The 17,281-nt window shown below is 69.2% G+C and carries 18 protein-coding genes; 6 read left to right on the top strand and 12 right to left on the bottom strand.

Annotated elements, in window-relative coordinates:
• Positions 1–19: 19 nt before the first annotated feature.
• Positions 20–496 carry a peptide-methionine (R)-S-oxide reductase MsrB gene (gene msrB / locus DSM104440_RS12925; RefSeq protein WP_171163273.1) on the top strand — a complete coding sequence of 159 codons (477 nt, stop codon included), beginning with the start codon at positions 20–22 and terminating at the stop codon, positions 494–496.
• Complete coding sequence (locus DSM104440_RS12920) at positions 496–1,776, top strand: alpha/beta fold hydrolase (RefSeq protein WP_171163271.1); 1,281 nt, start codon at positions 496–498, stop codon at positions 1,774–1,776. Before msrB ends, DSM104440_RS12920 begins: the two co-directional genes overlap by 1 nt.
• Here DSM104440_RS12920 and DSM104440_RS12915 read toward each other — a convergent pair.
• The 11 genes from DSM104440_RS12915 to DSM104440_RS12865 form a co-directional block, all read right to left on the bottom strand.
• A complete protein-coding gene (locus DSM104440_RS12915) occupies positions 1,748–2,494 on the bottom strand; it encodes a glycosyltransferase family 2 protein (RefSeq protein WP_171163269.1) in 747 nt (248 codons plus the stop codon). The two genes, DSM104440_RS12920 and DSM104440_RS12915, sit on opposite strands and share 29 nt — an antisense overlap.
• On the bottom strand, positions 2,491–2,919 hold the full coding sequence (locus DSM104440_RS12910) for a hotdog family protein (protein WP_212758063.1): 429 nt from the start codon (positions 2,917–2,919) through the stop codon (positions 2,491–2,493). Before DSM104440_RS12910 ends, DSM104440_RS12915 begins: the two co-directional genes overlap by 4 nt.
• Entirely contained in the window at positions 2,913–3,686 is a 774-nt protein-coding gene (locus DSM104440_RS12905) for a beta-ketoacyl synthase chain length factor (protein ID WP_171163267.1), read from the bottom strand. The genes DSM104440_RS12910 and DSM104440_RS12905 overlap by 7 nt, the downstream gene beginning before the upstream one ends.
• Positions 3,686–4,861 (bottom strand): beta-ketoacyl-ACP synthase, encoded by a 1,176-nt coding sequence (locus DSM104440_RS12900; RefSeq protein ID WP_171163265.1) that lies wholly within the window; start codon positions 4,859–4,861, stop codon positions 3,686–3,688. The genes DSM104440_RS12905 and DSM104440_RS12900 overlap by 1 nt, the downstream gene beginning before the upstream one ends.
• Positions 4,858–7,161, bottom strand: coding sequence for an MMPL family transporter (locus DSM104440_RS12895; protein WP_171163263.1), 2,304 nt, complete (start codon positions 7,159–7,161; stop codon positions 4,858–4,860). Before DSM104440_RS12895 ends, DSM104440_RS12900 begins: the two co-directional genes overlap by 4 nt.
• Positions 7,158–7,703, bottom strand: a complete 546-nt coding sequence (locus DSM104440_RS12890) for a LolA-related protein (protein WP_171163261.1) — start codon at positions 7,701–7,703, stop codon at positions 7,158–7,160. Before DSM104440_RS12890 ends, DSM104440_RS12895 begins: the two co-directional genes overlap by 4 nt.
• Positions 7,700–8,593, bottom strand: coding sequence for a lysophospholipid acyltransferase family protein (locus DSM104440_RS12885; RefSeq protein WP_171163259.1), 894 nt, complete (start codon positions 8,591–8,593; stop codon positions 7,700–7,702). Before DSM104440_RS12885 ends, DSM104440_RS12890 begins: the two co-directional genes overlap by 4 nt.
• Entirely contained in the window at positions 8,590–10,737 is a 2,148-nt protein-coding gene (locus DSM104440_RS12880; RefSeq protein ID WP_171163257.1) for an AMP-binding protein, read from the bottom strand. The genes DSM104440_RS12885 and DSM104440_RS12880 overlap by 4 nt, the downstream gene beginning before the upstream one ends.
• Positions 10,712–10,981 (bottom strand): phosphopantetheine-binding protein, encoded by a 270-nt coding sequence (locus tag DSM104440_RS12875; RefSeq protein ID WP_171163255.1) that lies wholly within the window; start codon positions 10,979–10,981, stop codon positions 10,712–10,714. The genes DSM104440_RS12880 and DSM104440_RS12875 overlap by 26 nt, the downstream gene beginning before the upstream one ends.
• Positions 10,982–11,010: 29 nt before the next feature.
• Entirely contained in the window at positions 11,011–11,397 is a 387-nt protein-coding gene (locus DSM104440_RS12870; RefSeq protein ID WP_171163253.1) for a hypothetical protein, read from the bottom strand.
• A gap of 78 nt (positions 11,398–11,475) precedes the next feature.
• Positions 11,476–11,823 carry a hypothetical protein gene (locus tag DSM104440_RS12865; RefSeq protein WP_171163251.1) on the bottom strand — a complete coding sequence of 116 codons (348 nt, stop codon included), beginning with the start codon at positions 11,821–11,823 and terminating at the stop codon, positions 11,476–11,478.
• Positions 11,824–12,094: 271 nt separating this feature from the next.
• On the opposite strand from DSM104440_RS12865, the gene DSM104440_RS12860 reads away from it, so the two are divergent.
• From DSM104440_RS12860 to DSM104440_RS12845, 4 genes are all read left to right on the top strand, one after another.
• Positions 12,095–13,102 carry a 3-deoxy-7-phosphoheptulonate synthase gene (locus tag DSM104440_RS12860; protein WP_246212159.1) on the top strand — a complete coding sequence of 336 codons (1,008 nt, stop codon included), beginning with the start codon at positions 12,095–12,097 and terminating at the stop codon, positions 13,100–13,102.
• 103 nt (positions 13,103–13,205) lie between these two features.
• Entirely contained in the window at positions 13,206–14,225 is a 1,020-nt protein-coding gene (locus DSM104440_RS12855) for a 3-deoxy-7-phosphoheptulonate synthase (protein ID WP_246212158.1), read from the top strand.
• A complete protein-coding gene (locus DSM104440_RS12850; protein WP_171163245.1) occupies positions 14,225–15,127 on the top strand; it encodes a DAHP synthetase I family protein in 903 nt (300 codons plus the stop codon). The genes DSM104440_RS12855 and DSM104440_RS12850 overlap by 1 nt, the downstream gene beginning before the upstream one ends.
• Positions 15,124–15,936: a cobalamin-binding protein gene (locus tag DSM104440_RS12845; RefSeq protein ID WP_171163243.1), complete on the top strand. Its 813-nt coding sequence runs from the start codon at positions 15,124–15,126 to the stop codon at positions 15,934–15,936. Before DSM104440_RS12850 ends, DSM104440_RS12845 begins: the two co-directional genes overlap by 4 nt.
• Here DSM104440_RS12845 and DSM104440_RS12840 read toward each other — a convergent pair.
• Positions 15,933–17,207, bottom strand: coding sequence for a ricin-type beta-trefoil lectin domain protein (locus DSM104440_RS12840; RefSeq protein WP_171163241.1), 1,275 nt, complete (start codon positions 17,205–17,207; stop codon positions 15,933–15,935). The genes DSM104440_RS12845 and DSM104440_RS12840 overlap by 4 nt on opposite strands.
• Between the last annotated feature and the right edge of the window lie 74 nt (positions 17,208–17,281).

Below are 17,281 nucleotides of genomic sequence, written 5' to 3'. Positions count from 1 at the left end.
TCCAAACGATGGGACTGCCATGAAACGCCGTGAATTCGTGATCGTGCTGGGTGGGTTGTTCGCCCTTTCCAGGGCCGCCATGGCCGGTCCGGAGGATGCCATCGCGATCGAGAAGATCGCGCTCTCGAAGGAAGAATGGAAGAAGCGCCTCTCGCCCGAGGCCTACTCGGTGCTGCGCGAGGAAGGGACGGAACGCGCCGGCTCGAGCCCGCTCAATGCGGAGAAGCGCAAGGGGCACTACGCCTGCGCAGGCTGTGACCTGCCGCTGTTCATGTCCGACAAGAAGTACGAGAGCGGCACCGGATGGCCCAGCTTCTGGGCACCCATCGAGGGGCGCCTGGGGACGAAGACCGACTACAAGATCATCTATCCACGCACCGAGTATCACTGCACCCGGTGCGGCGGCCACCAGGGCCACGTGTTCGACGATGGGCCCAAGCCCACCAACAAACGCTACTGCAACAACGGCGTCGCGCTGAAATTCGTTCCGGCCTGATGCGGCCTGGGCTCTGCCTCGCGCTCGCGTTCGGCTTCGTCGCCGGCGGGTGCGTGTTCCGCGATGTGCGGGAACAGCAGCGCGAGATCGATGCCGCCTGCGTCGTGGCCGGCAGCGTCGCCACGCAAGATGAATTGCAGGGCCCGATCGTCGTGACCCTCGCGCGCCGCGCCGACGACGGCGCCTGGCGCGCCGTCGACAATTTCGTGCTGGAAGGCAAGGGCCGGTGGGTCTTCGTCGCGCCGCCCGGCGCCTACGGGCTCGCGGCATTCGAGGACGTGAACCGCGACCTCCAGTACCAGCCCGGGGAAGCGTTCGCTCTGATTGATCCCTCGGGTCCGATCCGCTGCACCGCCGGTGCCCGCCTCACGGACTTCACGCTTCGCGTGCCGGAGAAGTCGGAGGGACGGCTCGATGCCACGTTCGACGTCTCGCGCCTCGAGCCGCGCGATCCCTCGAGTCGCGAGTACGCGACCCTCGGCCAGCTCACGTCGCTGGGCGAGGTCACGGCACTCTCCCACGCTCGCTTCGACGACGACAACGCGCGCAGCGGCATGTGGCGGCCGCTCGATTTCGTGGTTGCCGGATACGCGGGCGTGTATTTCCTCGAGCCCTACGATCCGCGCAAGATCCCGGTGCTCTTCGTCCACGGGATCAACGGCACGCCCGCGAACTTTTCCTACCTGATCGAGCACCTCGACCGCACGCGCTTCCAGCCGTGGGTCTACTACTACCCCTCGGGCGCGCATCTCGGGAATGTCGCGAGGCACCTCGACCAGTCGATCGTGAAGCTCTCGCTGCGCCACGACGTGCGGCGCATCGCGGTCGTCGCGCACAGCATGGGCGGGCTCGTCGCGCGCGGGTTCGTGCTGCAGCACCAGGGGCGCGCCGATCCGACGCAGATCGTCGCCTTCGTCACGATCTCCACGCCCTGGAACGGTCACGCCGCCGCCGAGCTCGGCGTGAAGAATGCCCCGGCTGTCGTTCGCGCGTGGGAGGACATTGCTCCGGGCAGCGAGTACCTGCGCGGCCTGTACGCGAGGCCCGTGCCGGGCGAGCCGCCGCACCATTTGATCTTCACGTTCGAGCGCAGGGCGTCGTCCTTCGGTCCCTCGGACGACCAGACGGTCACCGTCGCAAGCCAGCTCGCGGCGCCGGCGCAGCGCAACGCCACGCGGGTCTACGGATTCGATGCCACGCACATGTCCGTGCTGCGCGATCCCGAGGCCGCGGCACTCGTGAACCAGGTGCTCAGCCGCGCGCTGGATCCTGCTCGATGATCTCGGCGCGGCCCAGGCTGCGCCGCAGTTTCGCGAACATGCCGGGGCGGAACAGGTAGCCCCCAACCATGATGACGATGCGCGCGATGTCGGCGACGGGCCGGAAGTGGCTCGCGCGAGCCGCCTTCGGATAGATCCCCGGAATCGGCACGGCGATGGCGTGAATGCCCATCTTCGCCGCGCGGATCAGGACCTCGCTCTCGAACACGAAGCCGTCGCCGTGGAAGTCGTCGCGATCGAGGGCCGCGAGCAGCGCGGCCGGGTAGACGCGAAACCCCGTCTGCGTGTCGGCGATCGGGTAGCCCGCCGCCCACGAGATCCAGAAGCGCGCGAAGCAGTTCGCGTAGTAACGCCGCGCCGGGAAGTTGGCGCGATCGTGCAGCCGCGATCCGATGACGATGCGATCGGGAAAGCGCGCGTGCGCGGCGAGCAGCCGCGGGATGTCCTCGGGACCGTGCTGGCCGTCGCCGTCGATCGTGACGATGGCGTCGGCGCCGCAGGCCAGCGCGTGCGCGAAGCCGGTCCAGAGCGCCGCGGCCTTGCCGCGCCGCGACTCGTGGCGCAGCACGACCACGTCGAGCCCTTCGAGCCGCGCCGCCGTGCCGTCGCTCGAGCCATCGTCGACGATCACGACGAGGTCGACCCATGCCCGCGTGCGCTGCGCGATGTCACGGATCGTCGCGGCCTCGCCGAGGGCGGGAATGACCGCGGCCTTCATGCGCTGACCTTCGCATACATGAGTGTTGCGCGGCCGGTGAGCAGCACGCGCGTGGCGCAGGTGAGTTCGAAGTCGTAGATCGCCCCCGCCGGGTCCGCGTGCACCACGGTCACTCGCGCGACCAGCTCGCCCTCGATGCTGTCGAGGCGCTCGCAATGGGGCCGCACGTCGCGCGCGAGCGCGAGGTAGCCCAGGCGCGGCGCGCCGCCGGCGAGCAGCGAGCCGTGAACGGCGGCGGCCTGCGCGGCGTACTCGACGCCCGCCCACACCGGCAGGCCGCCCGGATCGCGCAGCGGATTGTTCGCGTCGAGGTGCGAGCGCGTGGCGCAGCGAATCGACTGCGCGTCCCATTCGAGCACGTGATCGAGCAGGACCATCCGCCCGGTGTGCGGGATGCGCGCGGCGATGGCGTCGCGGCCTAGCACCGGATCTCCAGGTGCTGCCCGTCGCAGAACGGAACGCTGGCCAGGCCGCCGGGCGTGGCGAGCGCGCCCAGCGAGGCGAGGCCGCGTGCGCTGGGGTTTGCGTGCCACGCCGGGGGAATCCAGGCCGGCCACTCCGGCGGCGATGCCACCGTCTCGATCGAGAGCTGCGCGCTGGCGATCGTGCCGGGCATCGACTCGGGTGTCAGCACCATCGCGATGGCCGTCGGGTCGACCATTGCGCACGTCGCTTGCAGCGGCGGGGGCAGCACACTGTCGTAGCAGACGAAGAGCACGGGCCGGCGCGAGGACTGCGCCTGCAGCGCGGCGGCGACGAAGCCGGCGGCAAAGGTCCATCGCCCCCGGCAGATGCTCGTGCCCGAAAGGCGCGCGCCGGTGGCGATGCTGAGGTAGCCCAGTGGCGCGTTGTGCACCGAGTTGTGGAAGACGGTCGGCGACACTTCGCGCGTGCCCGCGAGCACTTCGCACAGCTGGTGCGTGATCTCGCCCGCGGCCTCGGCCGCGGCGAACACCATTTCCATTTGTGCCGCCGGAATGCCCGAGCCGTCGATCGCTTCCTCGGCGACGGCGATCGCGAGGCGCGCGGTAGGGCTGCTGCGGCGCCGCTCGGCGGCCGGAAGGCAGCGCGGCGCGGGTGGGGCGATCGGCACGCGTTCGAGCGGACGCTCCCCGCGCAACACGGCGCGCGCGGCGTCCCAGCCGGTGAGCCCGGGTGCGAGCACGCCGATCGATCGCACGTGGGCGCGCATCAGGCCGCCTTCCCGAAGATGAGCGAGCAGTTGTTCCCGCCGAAGCCGAAGCTGTTGCTCATCACGCGCTCGAGCTTCGCATCGGCCCCGGCGACCTCGATGCGGCAAAGCGTCGCCGGATCGACCGTGCGGGTCGTGGGGCTGCCGGGACGAAAACCCGCTTGCAGCGCGAGCAGCGCGATCGCCGCCTCGGTGATTCCCGCGGCACCCAGCGTGTGGCCAGTGATCCCCTTCGTCGAGGAGCACGGGACGCGGTCGCCGAAGAGGGCATGGACCGCGCGACCTTCGGCGATGTCGTTCGCAGGAGAGGCCGTCCCATGCAGGTTCACGTAATCGATCGCGGTCGCCTCCAGGCCCGCGGCCTCCAGCGCGGCGCTCATGGCGAGCCGCGCACCCGCGCCTTCCGGGTGCGGCGTCGACATGTGGTGCGCGTCGCAAGTTTCGCCATAGCCCAGGAGTTGCAGCGCGCCGCCTTGCTCCTCGAGCAATGCGAAGCCACCGGCCTCGCCGATCGTGAGGCCCTTGCGCTGCGCATCGTAGGGCCGGCAGACGTCTTCCGCGACGAGCTGCAGCGAGTTGAACCCGTAGAGCGTCGTGAGGCAGAGCGTGTCGACGCCGCCCACGACGGCGGCGTCCACCAGCCCGGCGCGCAGGTACTGCTCCGCGGTGGCGAATACCTTCGCGCTCGACGAGCACGCGGTGGAGACCGTGAGGCTCGGGCCGGACACGCCGAGCGCGCGGCGCACGAACTCCGTGGTCGAGTCCATGTTGTGGCACGTGTCGTAGCGGAAATCGGCGGGAAGCGAGCCGTCGGCGGCGCGCCGCGCGTAGGCCTGCTCGGTCGAGCGGATGCCCGAGGTCGTCGTGCCGAGGAAAACACCGACGCGACCGGCGCCGACGCGGTTGCGCGCGCGCGCGACGGCGTCGAGGAACCCGTCCTGCTCGAGCGCGAGGAGTGCGAGCCGCGTGTTGACGCAGTCGTAGTCGGCGAGCGAGGCGGGAAGGCGAATGCGATGAGCGGCGGGCACCGCGCCCACCCAGCAGGGGATCGGCGCCCACTCGAGCGTGTTGGGCTCGAGTCCGGTGCGGCCGGCACGCAACGCCGAGAGCGTCGCGGCGTTGCCCACGCCGGCGGGATTGGTCGTCGTGAACGCGGTGACCGCGAGCGGTTTCATGCGCGCTCCTCCGGCGTTCCCAGCCATGCGACGGCGAGGCCCAATGACAGCAGCGCGCCCATGGCGACCGTCGTGCCGATCGCGCGCAGCACGGGGGTCGAGGAGAAAGCGAGCAGTCCGAAGGTGGCGACCGAAGTCGCCACGCACAGGGCGAGCGCCTGGCGCGTGCGTTCGCGCTGCTCGTCCGTCGTTCCTGCGTTCTCCAGGAAGAGCGCGTAGTTGAGGCCGATGCCCAGCACGAGGAGGAGGGCCACGAGGTGGAAGACGCTGATCTTCGTGCCGAGTGCGACCATCGTCGCCACGGCGAGCGCGATCGCCGCGAGGCTGGGAAAGAGCACGCGCGCGGTGCGCTTTGCCGAGCGCAACCCGACGAGAAGAAGGAGCGCGATCAACACGGCGCCGATCGCGACCTGGCGCAGGGATTCGCCGAGGTAGCTTTCGACCATGCCCGTCGAGATCGCCTTGAGGTCGACGATGCGCGTCTTGCCGCCGGTCTCGCGCGCGATCGCGGACTCGAGTGCCGTCGCGTCGGCAACACCGGCGAGCGGCGTGAGGGCCACCCATTGATCGTCGACGCGCACGAGCAGCGCGTCGAGCTTCGCCGCGAGCGGCGTTCCGGCATAGTCGGCGCGCGTGACAAGCGGTGCGCCGCGCGCGGTCTCGACGTCCTTGAGAAAAGGGCCGAAGGCATCGGGCTTGAACGGCGTTCCACGCAACGCCTCGCGCAGGTTGGCGGCGAGCGCCTCGGGTGCGGGAAGTGCGGCGAGGCGTGCGCGTTGCACGGCCTCCGGCGGCACGAGGGCCGCGGGTGAATCGAAGCCGCGCAGCGCGCCGCGGGCCTGCTCGCGAGTGAGCACGGGAATCGCCGCGGCGGCATTCGCCAGCGCCTCGTCTTCGGTGGCCCCACGCGATGCGGCGAGGAAGCTCACGTCGGGTGCGCCCATCTCGCCGCGCAGCTCGGTATCGCGCGCGCGCGCGTCCGCCGGCACGGGGCTCAGGTTCGCGAGGTCGCGCTCCCACCACGCCGGATGGGTGCCCAGCAGCACGATGATGGCCGCGGCGATCGCGACGACGGTCGCGATGGCGCCGATCACGCGCGTGCGAGGTGAGACGCCGCGCCGCCAGCTCCGGGGAATGGGCAGCGCATGCACGCGCGGCTCATGGCCGGCCATGAGCCAGGGCACGAGCCAGCGCGATGCGATGCCCGCGACCAGGATCCCGACGATCGTGAGAACACCGAGCTGCGCGAGCCCCTGGAATCCCGAGAACGCGAGCGCCAGGGCGCTGGCGACCGTCGTGAGCACCCCGAGTGCCAGCGTCGGGCCCACGCGCTGCAGGCCGCCGGCATCGCCGCTCGATTGCACGAGGACGTAGTTCGGGTAGTCCACCGCTTCGCCGACCAGCGTCGCGCCGAAGCCCAGCGTGATCGCATGTACCGAGCCGAAACCGGCCTGCACCGCGAGCACGCCCGCCGAGATGCCCAGCGCCACCGGGGTCGCGACCACCAGCACCGCGCGCGGCGAGCGATAGACGAACGCCAGCAGCACCAGCACGGCCGCGAGCGATGCGGCGCCCAGCCACTTCGCATCGCGCTCGATGACGCGGTGCGACTCGGCCGCGAACACGCCCGGGCCGCTCATCACCACCCGGACGGCGGGATTGGCCGCGCCGGCGGCGTCCTGCACATGCCGCACGGCGACGGCTTGCGCCGCGCTGTCGTAGCCGGGTGCGCGCGTCTGCGCGACGAGCAGCGCGCGCTCGCCGCGTGTGTCGAACCACACGCCTTCGCGCAGCGCCGGCTGCGAGACGGGAACGAGCTGGCGCGCGACCGCGGCGAATTCGGCGGTGGGGTCGCGCGGCAGCAGGGCCCGCGTGGCGCCGCCGAGCGGATTCGCGAATTCCTCGAGGCGTGCATCGAGCGCGCGCCGGAGTGCCTCGACCGTGAAGGATTCGGGCGTCACCCCGGGGCTCAGCACGTAGCGGCGCGCGAGCAGCTTGTCGACCAGCCCCGGGGACGCGAGCGATGCGCCATTCCCGACCAGCGTGAACTCCGGCATCGGCGAAAGCCGCGCGGCGATGTCGCGGCTTGCCTTGGCGAGCGCGGCGCTATCCGCACCCTCGAGGGCGATCAGCATGGTGCGCGAGACGAGACCGTCGCGAAGCTGCGCGACCAGGAGCCGCTGCTCGGGCGTGGTCGTGGCGGGCAGGAACGCGGTGAAGTCGCTCTGCACGCGCACCGTGGTTGCCAGCGCGAGGGCGAGCAGCATGAAGAGCGCGGCGACGGCGGCGATGCGCGTCATGGGCCGATCTCCATGAGCGTGCGGTCGCCGTTGGTCTCGAATGTCTCGATGCGGGTCACGCGCCCGGCGCGGCCGGCAACCAGCACGCGCTCGACATACGACCGGAGCACGTCGCCCGTGGGCGTGAGCTCCAGGGTCCACGCCGCTTCGTTGCCTTCGACCTTGAGCGCGAAGTGCTTGCGCAGTTCCGCCGCGTTGCCCGAGAGCACGCCGCGCAGGCTCGCGGCCAGGCCGGCGAGCGCGGGCCGCGACGAAAACGCGATGCGCTGCTCCTTGCCGTTGCGCTCGACGGACACGGCGTCGGCGAGGATGCGGTAGCGCTCGGCGCGAGGTGTGGCGACTTGCTTCTCGAGCACTTCACCCTTCCGGTAGCGAAGCGTGCCGGCGCTGTCGACGCTTCCGATGAGCAGCGGCGAGAACTTCTTCTCGGTGTAGGGCTTCGCGACTTCCGTGGTCGCCGCGAGCAGCTGCATGAGTCCGGCCTCGTCGAGCGCATGGGCCGGGAGCGCGGCGAGGGCCAGCACCGCGAGCAGGCGCTTCATCGCGAGGCCCAGTAGTCGTAGAAGTTGAACCAGTTGAAGGGGGCGGCGCGCGCGCGGCGCTCGAGCTCATCGACGTACTGCTGCATCCACGGGGACAGGCCGTCGCAGGGCGCACCGGCTTCGCGCTCGATGCGCGCGGCGAGCGGCGTGAAGCTCACGCGGTAGCGCTGGCCGCCCTCGAAGATCGCGAAGGCCATCACGACCGGCGCCCCGGTGATGCGCGCGAGCTGGAAGGGTGCGAGCGAGAATGGCGCCGGCGTCCCGAAGAAGGGCAGCGCGCAAGTCTGCTCGGTACCGTAGACGCGATCGACGAGCAGTCCCACGATCTCGCCGCGCTCGAGGCATTCGCGCACGGCCATCATCGCACCGGGCGAGCCCAGCGCGATGACGCGGTAGGGCAGGCCGCCGCCCTTCTCCGCGAGCAGGCGGTGGATGTTGGAGTTCTCGTCGACGTTCATCACGACGTTCACCGGCAGGCCCTTCGCTACGCTGCCCACCACGCCCAGCATCTCGAAGCTTCCGAGGTGCGATCCGAAGAGCAGGCAGCCCCGACCGAGCGCGAGGCTCTCGCGAAGGACCTGCTCGTTTTCGACCTCGACGTGGAAGCGGTCGTGCTGCCCGGTGAGGAGATACGCGCGATCGACGAGCGTGGTCCCGAAGCAATGCAGGTGCGCGAGGACCTGGCGCAGTCCCGCAGGCTTGCCGAGAGCGCGCGTGAGGAATTCCCGGGATGCCGCGCGGGTCTCGGGAGCGGTGGCGAGGAAATAGAGGCAGCCCACCCAGGCCGCCGCGCGGATCGCGGCGCGTCCGCCGTACAGGGCGACCGCGATGCCCGCGCGCACCACGAAGGGCGTGCTGCGTTCCGGACGCGCGCGCCAGGCGGTACTCATTCGAGCCTCCACGTGCCGCTCGCGACGAGCGTCTCGCCGCGCTTCACCTCGAAGCCGACACGCGCGCCCTCGCGGTGCGCCTCCACCAGCACCGATTCGCCCGGTGCGAGGGGCGCATGGAAGCGCGCGGTCGCGAGCGTGCCGGGGCGCTGGGCGAAGCGCGCGCGAAGCACGTCGGCCACGCGGCCGAGGATGAGCGCGCCCGGCACGATCGGCTGGCCGGGGAAGTGGCCCGCCATCGCGGGGTGGTCATGTGCGATCGTGAAGCGCTCGGGCGAATGCGACTGCTCGACGAGCGCCGCGAGCGCGGCTCGGGTGAGCTTGCCGTTGGCGTTGCGCGGCAGCCGCGCGACGCGCACCAGCGGGCGCGGCATGAAGACCGCGTCCACTTCGCGGCGCAGGCATTCGGTCACGGTCTCGGGCTCGACCTTTTCGGAAACGTAGAAGGCCACGAGCCGCCGGACTTCGCCGTCGGAAGCTTCCGGCGCATACCACGCGCCGTCCTCCACCCCTTCGATCTCGAGCAGGCGGCGGTCGAGCGCGGAGATCGACGCGCGCTTGCCGGCGACCTTCACGACATCGGCCGCGCGTCCTTTCCAGTGAAAGCGTCCGTCGGATTCGAACTCGAGCAGGTCGTGCACCGTGACCGGCTCGCCAAGACGCTCGCCCTCGACGCGCACGGACTCGGGCCCAGGAACGAGCGTAAGTCCCGCGAGCGGCGCCCAGCGCGGATCGGCCGACGGACGACGAACGGCCATCGCGCCGGTCTCGGTCGACCCGTAGATCTCGAACACCGCCGTGCCCCAGCGTGCCTCGGCTGCCTTCGCGATTGCCGGCGCAAGGCTCATGGTGGACGAGACGATGCCGCCGGATCGCGCAATGCCCGCACTCGAGGCGAGCGACGTGCGCAGGTGGATGGGCGTGGTCATCCACCAATAAGAGTAGGCGCCGTCCCGCAGCGCGCCTTCCACGTCGGCGGGCAGCAGCGGCTTGTGGGCATGAATCGGCACACCCATCCGGAAGGGCAGCGCGACCGTCGCCTCGAGGCCGAACATGTGTTGCGGCGGAATGCTGCCGATGATCGCGATGGAATCGGCGCCGCTCCAACCCAATGCCTGGGCCCACGCCTCGGCCCCGTTCCAGAGTTGCGCCCAGGTTTTCACATGGCCGACCGGCTCTCCGGTGCTGCCGGAGGTGAAGAGGATCGCCGCCGGGCGGTCCGCGTCGATGAGGGGAATCTCGCGGCTGCGGACATCGAGCCCGAGGTAGGGCCGGACATCGAGATGCGACGCGCGAACATCCTGCGGCGGCGGGTCGCCAAGAATGATCGCGCCCGGATGCGACGCGAGCAGCCTCTCCCAGTCGCCGCGCGCCTGGCCCGGCGGCAGCAGCGAAACGCGCGCGCCGGAAAGGGCCGCGCCGAACGCGACGAGGAATCCGTGGCGCGACTCGCACAGGTTGATGACCGGCGCGTCTTCAGGAAGCGCGGCGGCGAGCGCGCGCACCTGCCCGAGGTAGCGCTCCACGCTCACCGGGTCGCGCGCATCGATCAGCAGCGGCGCGGCGAGCGAGGAGCAGGTGAGCAAGGGAAGCTTCGTGGCCCGCGCGCCCGTGGCGAAGTCCTTCATCACGGCGACGATGTTCAGGAAGAGGCGTAGCGGCGAGGCATGGGTGTACTGGGGAAAGCGCGCGCAGCGATAGCGATGCTCGCCGAGAAAGAGAATCGCGGGCACGACGACGGCCAGTGCCTGGATCCCGCGCGCCCAGGCGGGGAAGGGCGTCGCGAATGCGAGCACGATCCCCACGATGAGGAGGGCCACGAACATGGCTGCCCAGGTCGCGGTGAGCGATCGCGTGTACGACCGGAGCTCGTCAGGAAGCCGCGGATGTTCCCGGCGCGCGACCCGCGTGACCAGCGGCTCCGAGCCTGCGCGCAACGTGGACGCAAAGACGGCCGCCATGAAGGCAAAGCCCGCGAGCGGCGGCAGGTACGCGAGCCACGGAAGTGCGGCGCGATCGAGCCGCAGTCCGGCGAGTGACGCGAGGACATACGCCGCGCCTAGCGCGAGCAGTGTCCAGCGGAGCAGTGGGCGGAGTGCGGGGATCTGGAGGCCGGACTCAGGCCCGGCCGTTCTTCTGGACATACTGGCCAAGGCTGCGCAACGACGCGAAGATCGTGCGGTTGTCCGGGTCGTCCGAGCGCAGCTTGATGCCGTATTTCTGTTCGATCGCCATCGACAGCTCGAGCATGTCGAGCGAATCGAGGCCGAGCCCCTCGCCGAACAACGGCGCCACGGGATCGATCTGGTTCGCGGCCACACCCTCGAGGTGCAGCGTCTCCACGAGCAGGCTGGCGAGCTCCTGCTCGATGTCGATGGTGTGGTCCATGGCGAAGGTCGGGTGCGCGGCGACGAAAGTTAGAGGGCCGAAACGCGCGCCTTGATGTCGCGCTGAAGGTTCTGGATCCAGCCGTTGTAGTTCTTGTGGATCTGGCCGTTGCCCGCGTCGAGGTTGGTGCTCGACTTGTAGACGATGCTGAACGACGTGGGCGTATACGGGATCTCGACGACCGCCGAATGCGTGCGCAGGTTGAGCGTGGCCTGGAGGACGCCGGGCTTCACATCCGTCATGACCCAGCCCAGCCCCGCGCCCGCCTGCACGATGGCGCCGCGAACGGCCGTCGCCGTGGGCGTCTTGCCACTGGCGGTGACGAGGGCGGCGTTCTCTACATTGTTGAGGGGGACGACGGTGCAAGCGATCAAACCGACGACGACACCGATTCCGACGACGACGCGCATGAACATGGACATTCCCCCTTTGTATTTTTTGCTGGTGCCGACATAGGCGCCAGGTGCCGCAAGAAGTCTATCACCTGCCCGAGGCTACTTGATCGAGCCACGCACCGTGGCCGGCTCCTTCTTCGCGATCCACATCCAGCAGTATTCGTCGGCATGGTCGGCCACGAAACGCGCCTTCGCCGCCTTGCGGTTGTTTGCCTTGAACGGATAGAACGCTTCCTGGCCCTTGTGATAGTGGACGTTGAAGTCGATGTTCGTATCGGACGTCCATTCGAACCGCTTGGCCTGGTCCTTGGCGAGCTTCATGCACTCTTCATGAATCTTGCCCGGCTCGAGGCGGAAGTCGAGGGTCACGGGTGGCTTCTTCGGTTCATCCGCGGCGTGGGCGTGGAAGGCGAAGCAGGCGGCGACGGCGAGGAGGAGGGTGCGCATGCAGCCAGTATATCGGCCCCCGCGCACGCGGCGAGCGGGTGGGGCCCTGTGCTACCATTCTTCGCATGCTTCGCACCGCGCCTTACTTCTTTTGGTTCTGGTATCCCACGCTGCTGGCGGCCGGGAGGAAGTAACGCGAACCGCAAGGAAACGCGATCCCCGCAAACCGCCAGCCGCCGACTGGCGGTTTTTGTTTTATGAAGAGTGAATCGTGACCCACTACCGTACCGACGACGTCCGCATCGAGCAGGGAGACGAGCTGCTCGCGCCCATGCAGGTCATGCGCGAGCTGCCCGCCAACGAGGCGACGGAAGCCACCACCTTCGAAGCGCGCCGCAGCATCCACGACATCCTGCGCGCGGCCGACGACCGCCTGCTGGTCGTGGTCGGCCCGTGCTCGATCCACGATTCGAAGGCCGCGCTCGAATACGCCGCGCGCCTGAAGGCCGAGCGCGAGCGCCTGCGCGCCGACCTCTCGATCGTGATGCGCGTGTACTTCGAAAAGCCGCGCACCACCGTCGGCTGGAAGGGGCTCATCAACGACCCTCACCTCAACGACACGTTCGACATGAACGAGGGCCTGCGGCTCGCGCGGAAGCTCCTGCTCGACATCAACAACCAGGGCGTGCCGTGCGGCACGGAGTTCCTCGACCTCATCTCGCCGCAGTACATCGCCGACCTCATCAGCTGGGGCGCGATCGGTGCGCGCACCACGGAATCGCAATCGCATCGCCAGCTCGCCTCGGGCCTGTCGTGCCCCGTGGGCTTCAAGAACGGCACGGACGGCAACGTGCGCATCGCGGTCGACGCGATCAAGGCGGCTTCCGCGCGCCACCATTTCATCTCGGTCACCAAGTCGGGCCACGTCGCGATGTTCAAGACCGCGGGCAACGAGGACTGCCACGCGATCCTGCGCGGCGGCAAGACGCCGAACTACGATGCGGCGAGTGTGGAGTTGGCGTGCAAGGAGCTCGCGTCCTCGGGTCTCGCGCAGCGCCTCATGGTCGATTTCTCGCACGCAAATTCCTCGAAGCAGTACCAGCGCCAGATGGACGTCGGCGTCGATGTCGCGAACCAGCTCGGAGCGGGCGAGGAGCGCATCGTCGGCGTGATGGTCGAGAGCCACATCAACCCGGGGCGGCAGGACCTCGTTCCCGGCAAGGCGCTCGAGTATGGCGTGTCGATCACCGATGCCTGCATCGGCTGGGCGGACACGGTGAAGCTGCTCGACGTGCTCGCCGATGGCGTGCGCCGCCGCAGGATTGCGCGCGATGAGTGATATGAAAATTCGGAAAATCGGGGGTCAGGTTCGCGAAGGGCAACAAGAACCTGCGAACCTGACCCCAACCGACGACCTACGCATCACCGGCATTCGTGCGCTCATGGCGCCGCAGTTGCTGCACGAGACGTTGCCCGCCGACGACGTGGCACTCGCAACGGTCGCCGCCGGCCGCCAGTCGATCCACCGCGTGCTCCATGGCGGGGATGATCGCCTGCTCGCCATCGTCGGCCCGTGCTCGATCCACGACGCCGAGGCCGCGATGGAATACGCACGGCGCCTGCGGGCCGAAGCGCTGCGCTACGAAGCCGACCTGCTCATCGTGATGCGCGTGTATTTCGAGAAGCCGCGCACGACCGTCGGCTGGAAGGGCTTCATCAACGATCCGCATCTCGACGGCACCTTCGCGATCAACGAGGGCCTGCGCCTCGCGCGAAGCCTCCTGCTCGAGGTGAATCGTCTCGGATTGCCCGCGGGCACCGAGTTCCTCGATCTCCTTTCGCCGCAGTACATCTCGGACCTCATCAGCTGGGGTGCGATAGGCGCGCGCACCACGGAATCGCAATCGCATCGCCAGCTCGCCTCGGGCCTGTCGTGCCCGGTCGGATTCAAGAACGGCACGGACGGTTCGGTGCGCGTGGCCGTCGATGCGCTGCGCGCCGCGGCCGCGCCCCACGCCTTCATGGGGATGACCAAGACCGGGCAGGCCGCGATCTTCGAGACCGCGGGCAACGAGGACTGCCACGTGATCCTGCGCGGCGGCAAGACGCCGAACTACGACGCCGCGAGCGTCGATGCGGCTGCGAAGGAACTCGCGAACGCGGGCCTCGCCACGCGATTGATGGTCGATTTCTCGCACGCGAATTCCTCGAAGCAGTACCAGAAGCAGGTCGAGGTCGGCGCGGATATCGCCGCGCAGCTCGCGGCGGGCGACGAGCGCATCGTCGGCGTGATGGTCGAGAGCCATCTCAATTCCGGCCGCCAGGACCTCGTGCCGGGCAAGCCGCTCGTCCATGGCGTGTCGATCACGGACGCGTGCATCGGCTGGGACGACACCACCACGCTCCTCGCCACGCTCGCCGAGGGCGTGCGCAAGCGCCGCCTGGCGCAGCGCGACGAGTAATGGCCAAGGCCGACGAATTCCGCATCCTCGGGCGCCGGCCCGGGAACGATGCATCCATTCGCTTCGAATACAAAGGCGTCGCGTTCGACCAGGACTGCTTCCACGTCGTCGCCGGCCTCAACGCGGTGGACACGCGCGAGTTCGTCGAACAGACGTTCAAGGCGCTCAAGGATGCCGGCCAGGTGTGCGCGCGCATGGGTGCGTACAAGCCGCGCACCAGCCCGTATTCGTTCCAGGGTTACGGCAAGCAATGCCTGCCGTACGTGTTCGAGCTCGCCGGCAAGTACGGCATTCGCGTGATCTCGATGGAAGTCACGCACGATGCGCACGTCGACGAGATTCGCGAAGCGCTTCGCCAGACCGGGGATGCGACCGGCGTCATGCTGCAGATCGGCACGCGCAACACGCAGAACTTCGAGCTGCTGAAGACCGTCGGCAGCCAGCGCGACTTCCCGATCCTGTTGAAGCGCGGCTTCGGCATCACGCTGCACGAGTCGCTGCTCGCGGCCGAGTACGTCGCATCCGCCGGCAACCGCGACATCGTCTTCTGCCTGCGCGGAATGAAGACCAACTTCGGCGACCCGCATCGCAACCTGATCGACTTCGGCCATGTTCCGGTCGTGAAGCGCATGACCCGCATGCCGGTGTGCATCGATCCGTCGCACTCGGTGGGCACGCACGACGTCGCACCCGACGGCCTGCTCGATGTCTTCCACGTCGCCGCGCAGGGAATCATCTCGGGTGCGAACCTCGTGCTCACCGACATCCATCCGGAGCCCTCGAAGGCGCTGGTCGATGCGGGCCAGGCCCTCACGCTCGAAGAGTTGCCGGCGTTCCTCGAAGACTGCGCGATCGCGCGCGAGGCCTACGAGAAGCGGCTCAAGGTCCGCAAACCCGCGTGAGGGCGTGGCTCGCCGCGCTCGCCGCGCTGGGCCTCGCGACCGGCGCCCAGGCGCAGCGCATCGTTTCCCTGTCTCCCTTCCTCACCGAGGCCGTCTACGCGGTCGGTGCGGGCGACAAACTCATCGCGGTGAGCGAATTCAGCGATTACCCGCCGGAAGCGAAGAAGCTCCCCACGATCTCCAACGCGGTCGGCATCTCGTGGGAGAAGCTCGCGGTCCTCAAGCCCGACATCGCGCTCATCTGGGCCGACAGCCTGAAGGAAGGCGATCGCGAGCGCTTCGCCCGCGTGGGCGCACGCGTGGAGGTGTTCGCCGGACGCCGCCTTGACGACGTGCCCAGGACATTGCGCGAGGTGGCGCGCCTCACGGGGCAGGCCGGCGATCCCGAAAGCGCGCGCGCGTTCGAGCAGCGCATCGCCGCGCTTCGCCGAGCGAACGCCGGCAAGCCGCGCATCAGCGCGTTCCTCGAAATCCAGCACCGGCCGCTCATGACCATCGCGGGCGATCACTACATGAACGACGCGCTTGCAATTTGCGGCGCGGAGAATCCGTTCGCGTCATTGCCCGGAGTCGCGCCCGAGGTGTCGTGGGAAGCGATGCTGGCGCGCGACCCCGCGGTGATCGTCGGTGCGGGAAGCCCCGAGGGCGAGAAGGCGTTTCGCGAACGGTGGAAGGAGCGGCCCACGCTCAGGGCCGTGCGCAACGACGCGTTCGTGTACGTGAACGGCGATCACTTCTATCGCCCGACCCCGCGGCTCGCCGACGGTGTCGAGGCGCTGTGCCGCGGAATCGACGCGCTGCGGCGCTAGAAGTTTCTCGTCCAGGCTTGCGCGGGCACGGTGGCCTTGCAGTCGGCGAGCACCGGAATGCCCATCGTGCCGGGCATCGGGACGACTTCCGCGCAGAGGTTCTTGTCGGTGAGCTTCAGCGCCTTGCCCGAGTAGGTCCAGCGCTGGTCGGCACCGCCGTGGCAGCCCCAGAGGATGAGGCGCGAGCCTGGAGCCATCCGCCCATCGTTGACCGAAAGGCACAGCGTCTTGTCGGCGAGCAGGCGCCCGTCCTTCAGCTCCCAGCGTGATCCGGGCGCGCCGCATTGGCCCGTGACGATGGGCGAGCCCTGGCGCACGACGACCTTGGGATCGGCGAAGCCGGCCATCTGCGGCACGGCGATGAGGCACTTCGCGTTGGACGCCTGGTATTGCGCAGGGCCACCGGGCGAGGGCAGCACCGGCACGCCAAGACGCGGCTCGGCCGGAGGATTCTGCGTGACGACCCAGCCCACGCGATCCCACTCGACGCCGATGCGCGTCATCATCATCCGGCCGTGCATCACCAGCGGCGACGTGTTCGAGGGCTGGCGGTCGACGCCCGAGATCATCGTGACCTGGTCGGCGTTGAGCTTGGAATTCTTCGCGAGCTGGCGTTGAACGACGGCGGCCTGGTACACGGCGAGGATGAACTGCGAGCAGAACATCTTGCTCATGCCCGGCGGGCCGCCGGCAACGTTCGCCGCGCGTCCGTATTCGAGTGCCTCGGTGCGCGCCTTCGGGCCGAAGCTCGAGTCGGAGAGCGGCACGGTGAGCGGGAGGGCGTAACCCATGCGGCCCGTGGCCCACGTGCGCGCGATCGCGACGGCCTCCTTCGCGAGCGCCTGGTCGACCGGCCGCACGACGAACCAGAGGAAGCCCGCGTGCTTCGAGAGCGGCCGCAGGCTCACGCCCGCGGATTCGCCCGGCGTCTCGCCGTGCGCTTCGGCCGTCTGTCCGCCGCCGAGGTACATCGCGACGTGCACGACCTTCGGGTCGCCGGCCGCGGCCTCGCCGCTACCGAGCGTGCCGTGCAGGTTCTGGATGAGCGTCTCGCTGATGGAGATGCCGATCGTCGTCGCGGGCGACGAATCGTTCAGGCGCTTGAACATGATGTCGCCGGGCTTGAGGATCGTGTCGGCGTTTTCCTTGGTCACGTACTTGACCTGGGAGAGGTTGGGCGCGGAGGTGCTGAAGAGCTGCGCGTCGGCGCCGCCGGCGAATGCGGCAATCAGGGCGAACGTGGCGAGGCGTAGCGCGGGGAGGCGGTGCATGGTCGGCCTTTGCAGCAAAGGGACCGCGCTACTGTAGGCGCGCGCAGGGCGCCGTGCACTCCCGCAAAAGTCTT

This window comes from Usitatibacter palustris (assembly GCF_013003985.1).
Lineage (GTDB): Bacteria > Pseudomonadota > Gammaproteobacteria > Burkholderiales > Usitatibacteraceae > Usitatibacter > Usitatibacter palustris.
The sequence above is the reverse complement of the archived record's forward strand: the minus strand, read 5'-3'. Positions and strand labels throughout refer to the sequence as shown.